We start from the raw sequence: 15,377 nt of genomic DNA on the forward strand, positions 1-15,377 counted from the left end.
TCTACCATCACTTACTTGTCGGTTTTTTCTTTTTTTTATATTCTTCTGTTTTTTTTAAGTCTCATTTTTGTTGGGGTGTGGGCCGTCGCGCTGCCCACACCCCCGGCCGCCCCACGTCCATGACGCAGAATCAAAGTAGCCAGTCGGTAGTATGTAGTCCACCGCCTCTGAGGAATCTGTATCACTACCACCCCAAAGGGTGACAGGCGCCGGCGACGGTGGTCGAGAGCGAGGAGACAGCGGATGCCGCCCAGCAAGATTCCGCCGAGCATCCGGCAGCGGCGACTCGGCGCGGAGCTGCGCCGGTTGCGCGAGCAGGCGGGACTCTCGGTCACACGAGCCGGGGAACTGCACGGCACCCCGCAGTCCCGCATCAGCAACATCGAATCCGGCGGGTATCCGGTGAGCGCGGACCGGGTGCGGACCCTGGCGCGCCTCTACGGCTGCGCGGATGACGCCCTGATCGAGGCGCTGACGCACATGACCGGCGGCCGCACGCGAGGCTGGTGGGAGGAGTACCGCGAGATCCTCCCGGCCGGAGCACTCGACCTGGCCGAACTCGAACATCACACGCAGACGATGCGGATCGTCTCAGTGGTTCACATCCCTGGTCTTCTCCAGACCCCTGAGCATGCTCGCGCCCTATTTCGGGACGTAGTCCCGCCGTTGTCTCCGCCCGAAGTGGAACACCTGGTATCTCATCGCATCAAGCGACAGGCGGTGCTCTTCGGCGAGCATCCGATTCCGCTGTCGGCCGTCGTCCATGAGACCGCCTTGCGTATGGGCTTTGGTGGCCCCGAGGTTGCCCGTGATCAGCTCGAATACCTGTTGACCATGAGTGAATACCCGCACATCGACCTACGCGTCATCCCGTTCGGCACCGGTAGCTATCCCAGCTCCGGGGCCGGGATCGTGTACTTCGCCGCAGAGGTTGCGCGGTTGGACAGCGTCCAGGTCGATGGGGACCGATTCGAGTTCATTGACACTGAGCCGCAGCTGATCAAGTATCGAGCCGTATTGGATCGGCTGGAGGCGAGTGCGCTCAAACCCGACGCCTCCCGCGACCTGATCCGCCGTACCGCCCAGAGCATGTGAGACGGGAAGAATCATGGCCGTTCAGAGCTGGCAGAAGTCCTCGTTCAGCGGCGACACTGCTAACTGCATCTACGTCTCAGCAGTCGCCGACGTCACCGTCAGGATTCGTGAGAGCGATGACCCCGACACCGTCCTCACCACTTCGTCCGGCGCGCTCGGCGCGCTCTTGCTCGGCGTCAAGGCGGGAGAGTTCGACCACCTGACGACGTGACCTGCGTGGTGTGCATCTCTCGGCCCGTGCCCCAGGCGTCCTGGGGCGCGGGCTGCCGTCATCTCCCCGGAGTGCGTGAGAAGTCGGCCGGGTCGACTTCTCACGCACACGCATGGCCGCTCATGACTGGCAGAAGTCCAGATTCGGCGCAGACGCAGCAAACTGCCTCCAATGCTCCAGCTGTAGATCGTGATCACGTAGCGAGACCGCGTCTCGGGCAGTCCGCCATGTGATCGGTTGGGTCAGCAGATCACGTCCGAAAGATCCAGTTGCTCCATGCGGTCCAGGCACCGGCCGATCTCGATGCCAAGATCGTCGGCGCTCAGGGGAAACTCCTCGGGTCCTGTGGACAGCAGTTCCGCGATGTTCCCCGCATCGTCCTCGACGGAGACGCCGGCCAGTATGTCCGTGCCACTGGCCCTGAACCTGATGGACAGCTCGAAGACCACTGTGAGGTTGCCCGCCAGTCCGAGCACGTGGTCATCGGTGTAGGAGGCATCGTCCGGGGCGTCCGAGTACTGCCAGAGCGGCCCCAACGACTCACGCCCGTGTGCGGTACCGGCCGGTGTGCGTTCCTCCCAGGCCCGTGCCAGCCGTTTCAGCCTGAAGTGGGCATCTCGAAGGGCCACTGCCAGCGCAACGGCGCCCTGCCCCGTGTCATCCATCACGTTCCGCTCCCCGCCCGGCACTGTTGGCCGAGTCTTCGACAGCCCGCCTCGCGCCCGCACAGTTCTGTCTGCTGGGCGCTTCCGGAGGTGGAGACGACCACTGTTGATCACCGGCGGTTGTGTGGAAAGACGAAGATCAGCCGGTGGCCGTGGGCGACAGCGTAGACCCCGCCCGGTGGCAGCATGTCTTCGAGGGCCTGATGGGTCGGGTGGCGGGCCGGTTCTCCCGAGTGGAACCGCGCCGCCGTGCACGGGCATTCGTGCTGGGCCTGCTCGCGGACCTGCCAAGGGGCGCGGAACATCTCGCAGAAAACCCTTCGAGGACACCACTACTGACCCGCCATCCTGGTCGGATGCTGCTCAAACTGACCGGCTCCAGCTGTTCGGGCAAGACCACGCTCGCCTACGCCGTGGGCGAGCGGCTGGAGCGGGTCGCCGTGCACGACTTCGACGAGCTCGGCGTACCGGAAGGCGCCGACCGCCGGTGGCGCAACCGTATGACCGAGAGGTGGGTGCGTCGCGCGCTGGAGTACCAGGACTGCGGCGTCGACCTCCTGCTGACCGGGCACTCCCCGATGGGAGAGGTCCTGGCGAGCCCTTCCGCCCCGCTGCTGGACGGAATCGCATTGTGTCTGGTCGACGTGTCCGACGAGGTCCGGCGCGACAGGCTCACCATGCGCGACTCGGGCCGATGGGACGCTCCGGCGGTTGACGCCTTCCTCGGCTGGGCCGCCTGGCACCGCCGGCACGCCGAGGATCCCCGATACCGGTCCGACGTCATCATCGACGACAGCTGGCACCGCATGGCCTGGCACCGCTGGACCGGGTGGACTGCTGACGATCGGCGATGGCGCACCCACCTGCTCGACACCACGTATCAGCCCGTCGCGGAATCCGTGGACCAAGTTGAGCATTGGGTGACCGAACAGCGCAACGCGCTCCGATCCGGCTGTCTCCCCCTGTCGCGGGGCTGGTCAGACCGGACAGCCGCCCGAGCCGACCCCGATTCTTGATCCACTTTCGCAACAGACCCCAACTCGCGGCGGCTCCGGACAGCACCATCAGGATCCGTGAGAGCGATGACCCCGACACCGTCCTCACCGCTTCGCCCGGCGCGCTCCGCGCGTTTCTGCGTGGCGTGAGGACTGGAGAGTTCGACCACCTGGCGACGTGACCTGTGCGGTGTGCATCTCTCGGCCCGTGCCCCAGGCGTCCTGGGGCACGGGCCGCCGTCAGCTCCCGGTACGCGTGGGAAGTCGGCCGGGTCGACTTCTCACGCACACCATCGGGACCGGTCGGTCAGGCGGCCGACCGTAGCGCGGCGGCTGCCCGGGCCTCGTCGTAGCGCCGCAGGACCAGGCGGACGACGGACGGGTGGGCGCCCAACGGGGCGCTGGTCCAGGTGGCCGTCGTGGCGGCGGCGCGGCGGGCGAAGTGGCCGGGGGAGAGGAGGTGGCTAGCGAGGGCGATCTCGGGGTGGCCGGCCCGCCGGAGGTCGGCGACGGCCTGCTGCGGGGTGGGTGAGCGGGAGGCCGGCGGCGGTGAGGGCGGCGGGCAGGTCGACCCGTAGGTGGTAGCCGGTGGAGAGCAGGAGCGGCACCAGGACCATTTGCGCGTCCGCGAGTTGGGAGAGCGCCTCGGGGAGGGGCGGTCGGGCGAAGTCCAGGAAGCAGCAGTGGACCGGAAGTTCTGGCCGCAGCGAGCGAACTTCCCGCAGCAGCAAGCAAATCGAGGTGAAAGCCGCCGGATCCCGGCCGCGACTGCCGAGGCCGACTCCCGGCGCAGGTCGGCGGCACTGATCGGGCTCGCGGGCGCGATCGGGGCGTTCGGCGGGGTGCTGGTGAACCTCGCCTTCCGGCAGTCCTTCCTGGCCGGCGGCAACGGGGACGCGGCGTACACGGGGTTCCTGGTGGCGTACGCGGGCTGCTCGGCGCTGACCTGGGCGGTCTGGCTCCGGCGGCGGTGACGGCGGTGGCGGTGACGGGGCGGGGCGCAGGGCGATGGGCTGTTGGTATGACGGTCGGGACGGTCGGGCGAGCGGGCGAGCCGCCGGGCGGTTAGCGTCGGCCGCAACACGTTCTCGGACCGGGAGGTTGCAGTGCAGCGGTGGATGATCCTGACGGTACTCACCTCGGCGCTCACCGGACTCACCGGCGCCGCCGTACCCGCCCTGGCCGATGATCCGACACAGACCCCCGACACCGCGGCCACCAGTGTCACCATCGGCGACGCCAAGATCGACCCCAGGCTCCCCGGCCGGATCCGGGTGGATGTCGACTACCTCTGCACCGTCGCCGACGACGCCCGCTCGCTCACCGTCACGGCGGAGCAGAAGGACCCGGAGGACACCTCGTCGATCGCCTTCGGCTCCAGCCGGACGGCGGAGACGGACGTGATCTGCGACGGGACGCCGCAGAAACGGCAGATCGTCGTCCAGTCCAAGACCACCAACTGGCTCCCGGACGTCGACGCCGTCCTCACCGCCACCGTCTCCAACATCGGCGCCACCCCGTCGGCCGCCGCCGACGCCAAGCGGGTCAAGCTGGCCACCACCGCCTGATGCGGTCGCCCGTCCGGGCCGCCGCCCTCCTGCTGCTCGCAGCCGGCCCCCTGCTGACCGGCTGCATCAGCTCGTTCGTCGTACCGGGGCCGGAAGAGACCACCAGCCCCGTCGTGGCGCCGTCCGCGCCGTCCACTCCGGCACCGTCACCCACCCCCTTCGCGGGAACGGTGACGATCCGCGACTTCTCCTTCGAGCCCGACAACTTCACCGTCGGCCCGGGCGCGGTGGTGACCGTGACCAACACCGGCACCACCACCCACACCCTCACCGCCCAGGACGGCACCTTCGACACCGGGCCCATCGCCCCGGGGGCCGCCGCCACCCTGACCGCCCCGAGCCAACCGGGCGCCTACTCGTACCACTGCACCTTCCACCACTTCATGCGCGGGATCCTGACCGTGGCGTGAGGGGCGATTGCCCTACGCTCGTGCCCTGCACACGGGGAGGGTACGAGGATGGCGGACCACACGGCGAACACGGTGAACGGCCCGGTGCACGGGACGGTCGTGCAGGCCGGGAACATCGAGAACGTCTTCCTGGACGGGAGCCGACCCCCGGCGGTGTCCGTCCGGGCCGACAAGTGGGTGGATCTCGTCGCGAGTTCGCCCACCTGGCGGCACGTACGGGAGGACCGGGACACCGAGCCCTACAAGCGCGTCGTGCTGGAGGCCGTCGGAGAGCTGGCCCGGCTTCGGGACTCGGTCGACACGGCGGACGACCCGTGGCAGGACCCGGGCATCGTGGAGCGCTTCGCCGAACGGGTCGGCTGGCTGCTCGGCGAGGAGCGGCTGAAGCTCTACCCGGCCGAGGCGGCACTGCTGGCCGTGCTCCCGTTCCTCTATCGGGTCCGGTCGTTGAACCTGGCGGCGGCGCGGTCCGTCGTCGGGCCGACCGACCTGGCGCCCGCACCCGAGCCCGACGCCGACCGATCGGCCTACGAGCAGTTCATCGAGTCCTACGACCTGCTCGTGGGCCGCACCCGAACCCGCCCCGCCTCTGCCGCGCCCCTCGGCTGGTGGCTCTTCCACCGCTGGCTCGACCAGCACGAGGATCTCGCCGACCCCGAGGGCGTCGGCGAGATCCTGGACCGACTCCCGATGCTCGCCGACCTCGGCGAGACCTTCGCGCCCAAGCGCGTCTGCGCACTGCTGCACGGCCTGCGCCGGGGCCCCGACGTCGGCAACCGCGACTACCTGGCGAGCCTGAGCGCTGACGACCACCTGCGGGCCCCGGGCGAACAGCACGTCCGGGAGCCACGGTTGGCCCTGCTGCTGGCACTGGCGTACGGGACCGCCATCGAGATGACCGCCCTGCCCGAGATCGTGGCCGAACACCTCGGCATTCCGCACGAGGTCGACCTCGCCGACCTGCGCCGGACACTCGAACTGGCCGTCTGGGGCGGCTCCTACGACCTTCCCGTCCTGCGCGCGGAGTGCCACCACGAGGCGGTGGTCGAGGGCCTGCGCGAGTACACGGCCAGGGCCGACGAACTCCTCCACGCCGTCCGCCGCGTCCTCCCATCGCACCCACTCCCCACCCGCCTCACCTCGGACGAAGCCGCCCCCGCCGCCGGCGCCTTCACCGGCTGGGCCCGCTTCCGCATGGACGAACGCCGGGTGCGCAGCCTGCTGATGGGCGTCGAGCTCTACCGCGACCGGGACCTGGCCGTCCGCGAGCTCTACCAGAATGCCCTCGACGCCTGCCGGTACGCGCGAGCCCGCGTGCAGTACCTGGACCGGTCACGGACCTTCCGCCTTGGGGAGTACTCCTACGACGGCCGGATCGAGTTCCGCCAGGGCATGGACGAGGAGGGTCGCGCCTACCTGGAGTGCCAGGACAACGGCGTCGGCATGGGCGAGGAGGAGTTGCGGGGAGTCTTCTCCAACGCCGGCGCCCGCTTCGCCGAGCAGCTCGATTTCAAGCTCGAACGAGCCGAGTGGCGCAAGGTGGATCCGCCCGTCGAGCTGTATCCCAACAGTCGCTTCGGCATCGGCGTACTGAGCTACTTCATGCTCGCCGACGAGATCCGGGTGACGACCTGCCGCCTGGACGCCTCGGGCCAGCTGGGCCCGCAGCTGGAGGTCTCCATCTACGGCCCGAGCCACCTGTTCCGCATCGCCAAGCGGTCGGAGCAGGGCAGCGCGCCGGGCACCACGGTGCGCCTGTACCTGCGGGACGACATCGACCTTGATGATTCCTGGTCAGCCCTCGACGTCCTCGAACGCCTTCTGGGAATCGCGGAGTTCCATACGACCGCAGTGCATGGCGAGCGTGACATCGCTTGGGAACCCGAGATGTTGAGGGTCAGAGAGGAGTCCTCGGAGGAGGAGTTCGGGTTCCACGCGGCGGGCACGGTCGTCCCTTGGGAGCATGCCCCCGAGGGCGCGCAGGTGATGTGGTGCGAGAAGGGCGGAGCCCTGTTGGTGGACGGCCTGTTCGTTCAGCCCTCGAAGCAAGGGGAGTTGGTGAGTCCTGGCAGCGGCCTGGCAGGAGTCGTCGTGAACCTCTCGGGTACGTGGTCACCGGGCAAGTTGTCGGTCGACCGGCGCTTTGTCATCGAGGATTCATCCCACCAAATTCGTGACCTTCTAACGTCAGCTGCTGTTGATCTGGTCGAAACCGATTCGAAGCTGCTGAGCATGGAGTGGCTCGCGGATGTGATGGACAAGAATTTCGACCTAGCCGACATCGTGGCTGCCGAGTGCGTTCGGAAGGGGCGACGATTCGAGTATCGAGGCTTTGGATTCGACACTGAACGAACAGGCTGCTGTCCCATGGATGCCGACCTGTTCGGTGCAGTTGGAATTCCCGTTTCTGGCAGCGGAAGGTTCCCGCTGCGCGGTGTGCCGGACGACTCGGTGGTTCTCTGGAGACTCCTGGCACACAGCCGGCAGGAGCAGTTGGCTGCGCTCGCGGAGATCTGGCCGGCGCTCGCGGCTGCGGGTCCCGTTCGTGTGGCGATGCCCTCTGATCAACTGTCCATGACGATTCATAACCGCAGGGGGATCCGCCTGCGGCGCCGCCGGATGTCTGCCGGCCCCCGGAGCGGCCGTCAGCCGGTCACGGTCACCGCGTTGGTGGCAGCTGCGGGTGAACGGGCGGTTGCCGAGGTGGCCGCGGACTGGTCGCGGGACGGTGTGAGCGTTCCACGGGCTGTGCTTGACCTGGCGCTTGCTGTTGAGTCTGATCCGTTGTTTCTGAGGTGGACCGAGGAAGGGCGAAGCGGCCGGAGGTGGCCGGAGCCAGGCGAGGTCCTCGCCCCCGGATTTCTGGCCAAGGTCAGCGCCACGCTGGGTGTTCCCGTCGCCGAGGTTGCCGAGGCCATGGCGGCATACGGGCTTGAAGCCGATCTCGCGGAACTTCCCCAGCTGCCGTCGGACGACGTGGCCGTGGTGCTCAGCCGCCGCCTTGACGGGGCGTGGCCATGGCTGAGCCGGGCAGAGAGCGTGCCTGTCGCGCACGTGCTGCGTGTGGCGGATGCGACGGGAACCACCATCGCTGAGGCGCTGGGAGTTCTTGAGCGGCTCGGGTTCCCGATTCCTCAGATGCCGCAGGATGCCAAAGTGGGGGACATTTATCTCTTTGAAGGATCGCGCGATTGGGGAGATCCCGCAGACGTCGAATTTCGATACGCATTCAGTCTTTTGAGGTATGAAGAAAGGACCTTGGAGGAGGTGGTCGGCTCGTATCGGGCCTACGGATCGCCGATTTTCCTTCCGGGGCCGGCCACTCGCCTCGATAAGGAGCTGTTCCAGTTTAACGGCGCCCTGAGATGGGACGACTTGGCCATGGGGGAAGCAGTTCCCTTCGCCAAGTTGATCACGGCGGCGCATCAGCTCCACCGGAGTCCGGAGGAGCTGGTTCGTCATCTGAAGTGCCGGGGGATCGCCGCTTCCTGCGATGGCTTGCCTCCGGAACTGACTCATCGGCAGGCATTGGATCTCGTCGAGGAGTTGCCCTATTCGCTCAAGAGGGGTGTGTGGCTGGCGACCCTCCTGGAGGTCTCCCGGCGAACCGGCCGGCCGATCGCGCAGATCGTCGACTGGTACCGCGAGTGGGGCATCGACGTCCCCGATGTCGCCGAGTCGATCCGCGACGCGCTCGCCCGTGTCCCCATGGCCGACGCCTCCTGAGCACCGAATCCACCCGTGAACAGGGCTGCTGTGTCCCGCCTCCTTGTTCTACAGTTCTGTAGAACTCAACGGCACGGTGATCGGGGACGAGCATGGACAGGTCGCTTCGGCTGCCGCAGCAGGATCGGGCGGACTTCGAGACGGAGCTGGGGCGAGCACTCTCCGCTCCGCAGGTGCGGGCGGCGCTGCGGGCCGGCGGGGACGAGCCGCGGGGGGTGGAGCGGTTGCGGCGGGCAGCGCGGGAGAACGCGGAGTTCGTGCTGGCCGCGGCGGCGCCGGAGTACGAGCGGTATGCGGCGTTGCGGGCGGACGCCGATGCGGTGGCGCGGCTGCCGGTGGCGGCGCCTCCCCGGGAGCGGGCGTCGGGGTGGTGGGGGGTGCTGGGGGTGGTCGCGCCGATCATCGCGGTGACGGCGGCGGTGATCTTCCTGCTGCTGGGCCTCGTGCTGGGGCTGGTGGAGGACCTGGAGGTGCTGGCGCACGCGCTGGTGGAGGCCGGGTGGGTGTCGGCCGGGGTGGCCGCGGTGAGCCTGCTGGTGGGCGGGCTGGGGCTGCTGGGGGCGGCCCGGGCGAGGGGTGTGGAGGCCGGGGAGGCGGCGGGCGGGCCGGGGGAGCTGGTGCTGGCGCGGGATGCCTGGCGGTCGGCGCTGGCGGAGCGCGGGCTGGTGCCGTACCTGGTGTCGCAGGCGAACGCGGAGACCGGTCGGCGGCGCTGATCAGGCCCGGTCGAGTCTCGCCGAGCGGGCGGCGTCGACCAGGAGCTGGGCGGCGTCCGGGGGGACGGCGAGGCGGCGGGCGATCCAGGGGGCGGGGCGGCCGGCCCGGGCGAGCATCCAGGCGGAGTACAGGTGGCCGAGCTGGGGTGCGTTCTCGGCGAGCAGCAGGGGGCGGACGGCCTCCATCGGGAAGCCTTCGAGGGCGCGGGCGCTGTACTCGCGGCCGTTGGGGCCGGGTGGGGGCAGTGGGAGCGGGCGGCGGAGGTCGATCCAGCGGCTGAGCAGCACCGCGCCGACGACCAGCAGGCCGGTGCCGGAGGCGCCGATCAGGATGCCGCCGATGACGGGGCGGTCCTCCTCCTCGGCCATGCCGAGGGCGATCTCCTCCAGGACGAGCAGGCCGAGCACGGTGAGCAGTACCGCGGCCTCGGCGGGGCGCGGGTGGGTCCGGGACGTCGTCATGCGGAACCTCTTCCTCGGCGGGGCGGCCGGGGGTTTCGGGCGGGCGCGGCGATTCACCTTCCGTACAACGGCGGTGGGCGGCCCGGGGCACGCGTCACGGCTCAGGCGGTGAAGTCGCGGATCATCATTGACGGACCGTCAAGTGTGTGAGGTGGGTGGCAGGTTGGCCGTCCTGCGGGGGTTGGGACCGCACCTCCTTCCGGTCGGGAGCGCCTGGGCGGCGCGTTCGTCGACGGGGCGAGGAGCCCGACTGCGGTGGGCTTCCGGTCAGCATAGCCCGGGCATGTCAACTTCGACAGGCTTGTCGAAGTTGCGGAACCCGGGGGTGCCGGCGGCATGTCGGGGGGTGGTGGCCCGGCTACTTTGAGTGCGGAGCTCCGCTTTCGCGGTCGGGGCCACGGGGGTGGGGAGGCCGGGGCCGGTGGGGCTCGCACGTCGCTGCGATACTTCCAACTCGGCCGCGAGGACGAGTACTTGCCCCGCCTGTCCCCCCACATGGCTGAGCGCCCACCCGCGCGCCCGGGTGTGGTGGCCGGGGCGCGCAGGTGGGCGCTGGCGTTCGGGCGCGGGGCGGCGCGTCGTCAGCGGGCCAGCAGGGGGAGCGGGGCGCCGGTGCGGGCGGGCAGTTCGAGGCGGGTGAGCAGGGCGGAGGGCGAGACCTCGACCACCCGGCAGTCGGCCCGGTGGCGGCAGTGGCGGGCGATGGAGCCGTGCCGCAGGCGGTCCAGGCGGCGGCGGGTGGCGGCGCCGAGGACGAGCAGGTCCTCCGGGCCGGTGACGGCGCCGACCAGGGCGGGGCCGGGTTCGGCGTTGACCACCAGCGGGTGGATGACCAGGCCGGACGGGTAGCCGCCGTAGGCCTGTTCGAAGGCGATGTCGAGGCGCCGGCGGGCGGCGTGCTCCAGTTCGGAGGGTGGGCGCCGGCCGTCCCGCTCGATCGCGGTCCAGGCGGCGACGGGCACCAGCATCGCTTCGTGCCGGGCGGCTTCGCCGACGGCGTGGTAGAGGGCGGCCAGACTGCTCAGTGACCCGCTCAGGCCGACGATCACTCGGGTGGTCCCGGTCATGGCCGTTCGCCTCCGTCTCTCCGGCGACTCTCTCCATCGGGCTCCGCCGGTTCGGCACTCCTTGCTTCGGATGACTCAAGTGAACCCCGGAACGGACGCCTCCGTACCGCCGCTGACACCACCATGACGCAGGTCGCACACATCTTGACGGCCTTCTGACAGGGCCCGTCGGCGGCGGTGTCTCCCGGCCGGTGTCTCAGTCCAGCCCCGGGACGAACTGGATCAGCAGGTCGATCGCCTTGATGCCGAGGAACGGCAGCACCAGCCCGCCCAGTCCGTACACCCGAAGGTTGCGCCGGAGCAGGTCGGTCGCGGAGGCCGGCTGGTAGCGCACGCCGCGCAGGGCGAGCGGGATCAGGGCGACGATGATCAGGGCGTTGAAGATGATCGCGGAGGCGATCGCCGAGGTGGGGCTGTGCAGTTCCATGATGTTGAGGTGGTGCAGGCCGGGGTAGGCGTTCGCGAACATCGCGGGGATGATCGCGAAGAACTTGGCCACGTCGTTGGTGATCGAGAAGGTGGTCAACGCGCCTCGGGTGATGAGGAGTTGCTTGCCCACCCGGATGATCTCGATCAGCTTCGCCGGGTTGGAGTCGAGGTCGACCATGTTGCCGGCCTCCTTGGCGGCCGGGGTGCCGGAGTTCATCGCGACGCCGACGTCGGCCTGGGCGAGCGCGGGGGCGTCGTTGGTGCCGTCGCCGGTCATCGCGACCATGTTCCCGGCGGCCTGCTCGCGCCGCAGGTGGGCGAGCTTGTCCTCCGGGGTGGCCTCGGCGAGGAAGTCGTCCACCCCGGCCTCATCGGCGATGGCGCGCGCGGTCAGCGGGTTGTCCCCGGTGACCATGACCGTACGGATGCCCATCCGCCGCAGCTCGGCGAAGCGTTCGGCGATGCCCTCCTTCACCACGTCCTTGAGCTCGACGACGCCCAACGCCCGTGCGCCGTGCCGGTCGTGGACGGCGACCAGCAGCGGGGTGCCGCCGGACCCGGCGATCCGGTCCACCAGCGGCTCGGCCTCCATCGGCAGCCGTCCGCCGGAGTTCACCACCCAGCGGGCGACGGCGCTCGCGGCGCCCTTGCGGATCAGGCAGGTGGTGCCGTCCGGCCAGGTGAGGTCCACGCCGCTCATCCGGCTGTGCGCGGTGAACGGTACGGGCCGCTGCTCGCCGAGTTCGCCGGGGGAGCGCGGCGGCACCCAGTACTGACGGTTCGTCAGGTCGACCAGTGACCGCCCTTCCGGTGTCCCGTCCGCGACGGAGGCCAACTGGGCGGCCTCGGCGAGCTGTTCGGTGGTCGCGCCGGGCAGCGGGTGCAGGGCGACGGCCCGGCGGTTGCCGTGGGTGATGGTGCCGGTCTTGTCGAGCAGCAGCACGTCCACGTCCCCGGCGGCCTCCACCGCCCGGCCGGAGAGCGCGACGACGTTGCGCTGCACCAGCCGGTCCATGCCGGCGATGCCGATGGCGGAGAGCAGGGCGCCGATGGTGGTCGGGATGAGGGCGACCATCAACGCGACCAGCACGATGGTGGTTTGCGGCGCGTTGGCGTAGATGGCCATCGGCTGGAGCGACACGACGGACAGCAGGAAGACGATGGTCAGCGAGGCCAGCAGGATGTTGAGCGCGACCTCGTTCGGCGTCTTCTGCCGGTCGGTGCCCTCGACCAGGGCGATCATCCGGTCCAGGAAGCTCTGCCCGGGCCGCGAGGTGACCCGGACGACCAGGTGGTCGGAGAGGACCTTCGTCCCGCCGGTGACGCCGGTGCGGTCGCCGCCGGACTCCCGGACCACCGGCGCGGACTCCCCGGTGATCGCGGACTCGTCGACGGTGGCGACGCCTTCGACCACCTCGCCGTCCCGCGGGATCACCTCGCCGGCCGGCACGAGGACGATGTCGTGCAGCAGCAACTGCTCGGCGGGAACGACCTCGTGGCGCAGGTCGCGGGTGCCGACCCGCCAGTGCGGCAGCCGTCGCGCCGTGGTGGTGGACCGGGCCCGGCGCAGCGATTCGGCCTGCGCCTTGCCGCGGCTCTCCGCGACGGCCTCGGCCAGGTTGGCGAACAGCACGGTCAGCCAGAGCCAGAAGGAGATCACCCAGGCGAAGACGCTCGGGTGGAGGACGGCGCTGACGGTGGTGAGCGCGGAGCCGCACTCGACCACCAGCATCACCGGGTTGCGCGTCATGGTGCGCGGGTGGAGCTTGCGGACGGCGGCGGGCAGTGCCTCGGCCAGCTGGCGGCGGGTGATCAGCCGGCGGCGGACGCCCGGCGAGGTGGGCCGGTGGCCGGGCGGCGGCCCGGGCGCACGGTCCGGGCGCCGGAACAGGTTCTGCTGGTCGGTGGTGTCCGGGGTGGTGAGGGCCGAACGGCGCATCGTCTCGGGGACCTTCCGGGCCGCCCGGTCGGGTGGGGCGGCGGTTCGGTGGGGCTGCGGGGACGGCGGACAGCCCACCACCGGAGCACCGGGGGACATGCCGGCCTTGACGAGGCCTTGGCGGCGCGGCGGCCGTCCTTGACAGACTCCTGACACCGCGGACGGGCCGCCGCAGGGCCACTGTCAGGAGGGCGTCAAGGACCGGGCCCGGGACGTACGTCATGCGTCAAGGACGGGTGCGGTCGGTGTGCGGAGGGTCTCCACTGGAGGTGTCCGGCCGTACGGGCCGCCGCTGGAAGGGACCTGCCATGACCACTGTCACCGCCGTCATCGACGTCGACGAGCCGCTGGAGCGGACGGTCCGCCCGGTGCCCGTTGCCTGGCGCCGGGACCGCCCCGAGCCGCCGGAACCGGCCCCGGCGGCCGACCGGGAACGCACCCGTCCGGCGCACTGCCGGTTCGCGATGCACTACGAGGACTGACACCCGGACCGACACCCGGACCGACACCCGCCGGAGCACCCCGTCGCCCACGCGCCCGCCCACAGGAGTAGCCGCCATGACCCAGCTCGTCGTCCGGCCCGTCACCGCCCCCGCCTCCGTCACCGCCCCCGTGTCCGGCACCACCTCCGCCGATGCGCTCGGCGGCCCCTGGCCCGCCTCGGCGCGGCCCGGCCGGGGAGGCGAGGTGCTGGTCGGCGGCGTGGGACTGGCGGAGGCCGCCGAGCGGTTCGGCACCCCGCTGTACGTGCTGGACGAGGCCGAGGTCCGGGGGCGGGCCCGGGCCTACCGGCGGGCGCTGCCGCACGCCGAGGTGCTGTACGCGGCCAAGGCCTTCCTGTGCAGCGCGATGGCCGACTGGGTGGAGCAGGAGGGGCTGGGGCTGGACGTCTGCTCGTCGGGCGAGCTCTGGCTGGCCGTCTCGGCCGGCTTCCCGGCGCAGCGGATCCTGCTGCACGGCAACGCCAAGTCCCCGGAGGAGCTGCGGCTGGCGCGACGGCTGCGGGTCGGGCGGATCGTGATCGACGGCCCGGCGGAGATCGCCCGGCTGGCCGCGCTGGTGGCGGCCGACACACCGCAGAAGGTGCTGGTCCGGGTGGTTCCCGGGATCGCGGCCGGGCACCACGCGGCGGTGCGCACCGGGGTCGGCGGGCAGAAGTTCGGTTTCCCGATCGAGGGCGGTGACGCGGCGGACGCCGTCGCCCGGGTGCTCGACCAGCCGGGCCTCGAACTGGCGGGACTGCACTGCCACCTGGGCTCGCAGATCACCTCGGTCGAGCCGTACCTGCTCGCGGTGGACGCGCTGGTGCGGCTGCTCGCCGAGGTGCGGGAGCGGCACGGCGTGGAGCTGCCGGAGCTGGACCTCGGCGGCGGCCACGGCATCCGCTACCTGGCGGGGGACGAGGCGCTGGACCTCGCGGAGTTCGCGGTGCGGGTGACCGACCGGCTGGCGGTGCGCTGCGCGGAGGCCGGGCTGGAGGTGCCCCGGCTGATCGTCGAACCCGGTCGCGCCGTGGCCGGTCCGGCCGCGGTGGCCGTGTACCGGGTGCTGTCCGTCAAGCACTCGGCCGACGGCCGCTGCTTCGTCGCGGTGGACGGCGGCATGAGCGACAACCTGCGCCCGGCGTTGTACGGATCGCCGTACGCGGTGCGGCTGGTCGGCCGCCGTTCGGAGGCGGGGGAGGCGAGGGTGGACGTGGTGGGCCGTCACTGCGAGGCCGGGGACGTGCTGGTGCGGGGCGCGGCGCTGCCCGCCGACCTGCGCCCGGGCGATCTGCTGGCGATGCCGACGGCCGGTGCGTACCAGCTGTCGATGGCGTCCGGCTACAACCTGGTCGGCCGCCCGGCCGTGGTGGCGGTGAAGGACGGCCGGGCGCGGCTGCTGATCCGGCGGGAGACGGTCGAGGACTTCCGCCTGCGCGAGGTCGGCCGCTGAGGGCGGACGGCGGACGGTGGTTGCGGGGGGGGTGGGGCCCGCCCCCAAAACCCCCCCCAAAAAAAAGGGGGTGGGGGGGTGCCCCCGTGTAAATGTGCCCCCCCCCGCACAAAACAGGAGAGATAAAAAAAAAAAAAAAACCCCACACCCCCCCCCCCC

16 protein-coding genes and 1 pseudogene are annotated in these 15,377 nt (G+C 70.6%); 12 read left to right on the forward strand and 5 right to left on the reverse strand.

What is annotated here, in order from left to right; translation table 11 throughout:
- Nucleotides 1-243 precede the first annotated feature (243 nt).
- Entirely contained in the window at nt 244-1,095 is an 852-nt protein-coding gene (locus ACFWJ4_RS30360) for a helix-turn-helix domain-containing protein (RefSeq protein ID WP_380549477.1), read from the forward strand.
- Nucleotides 1,096-1,108: 13 nt separating this feature from the next.
- Nucleotides 1,109-1,306, forward strand: coding sequence for a DUF397 domain-containing protein (locus tag ACFWJ4_RS30365; RefSeq protein ID WP_380549480.1), 198 nt, complete (start codon nt 1,109-1,111; stop codon nt 1,304-1,306).
- A gap of 242 nt (nt 1,307-1,548) precedes the next feature.
- Here the strand turns inward: ACFWJ4_RS30365 and ACFWJ4_RS30370 are convergent, their stop codons facing one another.
- Nucleotides 1,549-1,974 carry a hypothetical protein gene (locus ACFWJ4_RS30370; protein WP_380549483.1) on the reverse strand — a complete coding sequence of 142 codons (426 nt, stop codon included), beginning with the start codon at nt 1,972-1,974 and terminating at the stop codon, nt 1,549-1,551.
- 149 nt (nt 1,975-2,123) lie between these two features.
- Here ACFWJ4_RS30370 and ACFWJ4_RS30375 point away from each other — a divergent pair.
- From ACFWJ4_RS30375 to ACFWJ4_RS30385, 3 genes and pseudogenes are all read left to right on the forward strand, one after another.
- A pseudogene (locus ACFWJ4_RS30375) lies at nt 2,124-2,264 on the forward strand (IS701 family transposase); the annotation flags it as partial.
- Nucleotides 2,265-2,327: 63 nt separating this feature from the next.
- Nucleotides 2,328-2,987, forward strand: a complete 660-nt coding sequence (locus ACFWJ4_RS30380; protein ID WP_380549560.1) for a hypothetical protein — start codon at nt 2,328-2,330, stop codon at nt 2,985-2,987.
- Complete coding sequence (locus ACFWJ4_RS30385; RefSeq protein WP_380549486.1) at nt 2,984-3,148, forward strand: DUF397 domain-containing protein; 165 nt, start codon at nt 2,984-2,986, stop codon at nt 3,146-3,148. Before ACFWJ4_RS30380 ends, ACFWJ4_RS30385 begins: the two co-directional genes overlap by 4 nt.
- 282 nt (nt 3,149-3,430) lie before the next feature.
- Here ACFWJ4_RS30385 and ACFWJ4_RS30390 read toward each other — a convergent pair whose 3' ends face one another.
- A complete protein-coding gene (locus ACFWJ4_RS30390) occupies nt 3,431-3,697 on the reverse strand; it encodes a sirohydrochlorin chelatase (RefSeq protein ID WP_380549489.1) in 267 nt (88 codons plus the stop codon).
- Between ACFWJ4_RS30390 and ACFWJ4_RS30395 the strand changes: the two genes are divergently transcribed.
- From ACFWJ4_RS30395 to ACFWJ4_RS30415, 5 genes are all read left to right on the forward strand, one after another.
- Complete coding sequence (locus ACFWJ4_RS30395) at nt 3,650-3,940, forward strand: hypothetical protein (RefSeq protein WP_380549566.1); 291 nt, start codon at nt 3,650-3,652, stop codon at nt 3,938-3,940. The two genes, ACFWJ4_RS30390 and ACFWJ4_RS30395, sit on opposite strands and share 48 nt — an antisense overlap.
- Nucleotides 3,941-4,084: 144 nt before the next feature.
- Nucleotides 4,085-4,534, forward strand: a complete 450-nt coding sequence (locus ACFWJ4_RS30400) for a hypothetical protein (RefSeq protein WP_380549492.1) — start codon at nt 4,085-4,087, stop codon at nt 4,532-4,534.
- Nucleotides 4,534-4,944, forward strand: a complete 411-nt coding sequence (locus ACFWJ4_RS30405; RefSeq protein ID WP_380549495.1) for a cupredoxin domain-containing protein — start codon at nt 4,534-4,536, stop codon at nt 4,942-4,944. Before ACFWJ4_RS30400 ends, ACFWJ4_RS30405 begins: the two co-directional genes overlap by 1 nt.
- A 48-nt stretch (nt 4,945-4,992) precedes the next feature.
- Nucleotides 4,993-8,670 (forward strand): ATP-binding protein, encoded by a 3,678-nt coding sequence (locus ACFWJ4_RS30410; protein ID WP_380549497.1) that lies wholly within the window; start codon nt 4,993-4,995, stop codon nt 8,668-8,670.
- A gap of 92 nt (nt 8,671-8,762) precedes the next feature.
- On the forward strand, nt 8,763-9,386 hold the full coding sequence (locus tag ACFWJ4_RS30415) for a hypothetical protein (protein ID WP_380549500.1): 624 nt from the start codon (nt 8,763-8,765) through the stop codon (nt 9,384-9,386).
- Here the strand turns inward: ACFWJ4_RS30415 and ACFWJ4_RS30420 are convergent, their stop codons facing one another.
- The 3 genes from ACFWJ4_RS30420 to kdpB form a co-directional block, all read right to left on the reverse strand.
- The gene (locus tag ACFWJ4_RS30420) at nt 9,387-9,848 is read right to left on the reverse strand and encodes a hypothetical protein (RefSeq protein WP_380549503.1); all 462 of its coding nucleotides are present in this window, start codon (nt 9,846-9,848) and stop codon (nt 9,387-9,389) included.
- Between the two features lie 581 nt (nt 9,849-10,429).
- Nucleotides 10,430-10,915, reverse strand: a complete 486-nt coding sequence (locus tag ACFWJ4_RS30425) for a universal stress protein (protein WP_380549506.1) — start codon at nt 10,913-10,915, stop codon at nt 10,430-10,432.
- Nucleotides 10,916-11,111: 196 nt separating this feature from the next.
- A complete protein-coding gene (gene kdpB, locus ACFWJ4_RS30430) occupies nt 11,112-13,283 on the reverse strand; it encodes a potassium-transporting ATPase subunit KdpB (RefSeq protein ID WP_380549509.1) in 2,172 nt (723 codons plus the stop codon).
- Between the two features lie 308 nt (nt 13,284-13,591).
- Between kdpB and ACFWJ4_RS30435 the strand changes: the two genes are divergently transcribed.
- The gene (locus ACFWJ4_RS30435) at nt 13,592-13,765 is read left to right on the forward strand and encodes a hypothetical protein (RefSeq protein ID WP_380549512.1); all 174 of its coding nucleotides are present in this window, start codon (nt 13,592-13,594) and stop codon (nt 13,763-13,765) included.
- Nucleotides 13,766-13,841: 76 nt separating this feature from the next.
- Nucleotides 13,842-15,218, forward strand: a complete 1,377-nt coding sequence (gene lysA, locus ACFWJ4_RS30440; RefSeq protein WP_380549515.1) for a diaminopimelate decarboxylase — start codon at nt 13,842-13,844, stop codon at nt 15,216-15,218.
- The last annotated feature ends 159 nt before the right edge of the window (nt 15,219-15,377 follow it).

This window comes from Kitasatospora sp. NPDC127067, from assembly GCF_042724755.1.
Taxonomy (GTDB): Bacteria; Actinomycetota; Actinomycetes; order Streptomycetales; family Streptomycetaceae; genus Kitasatospora; species Kitasatospora lactacystinica.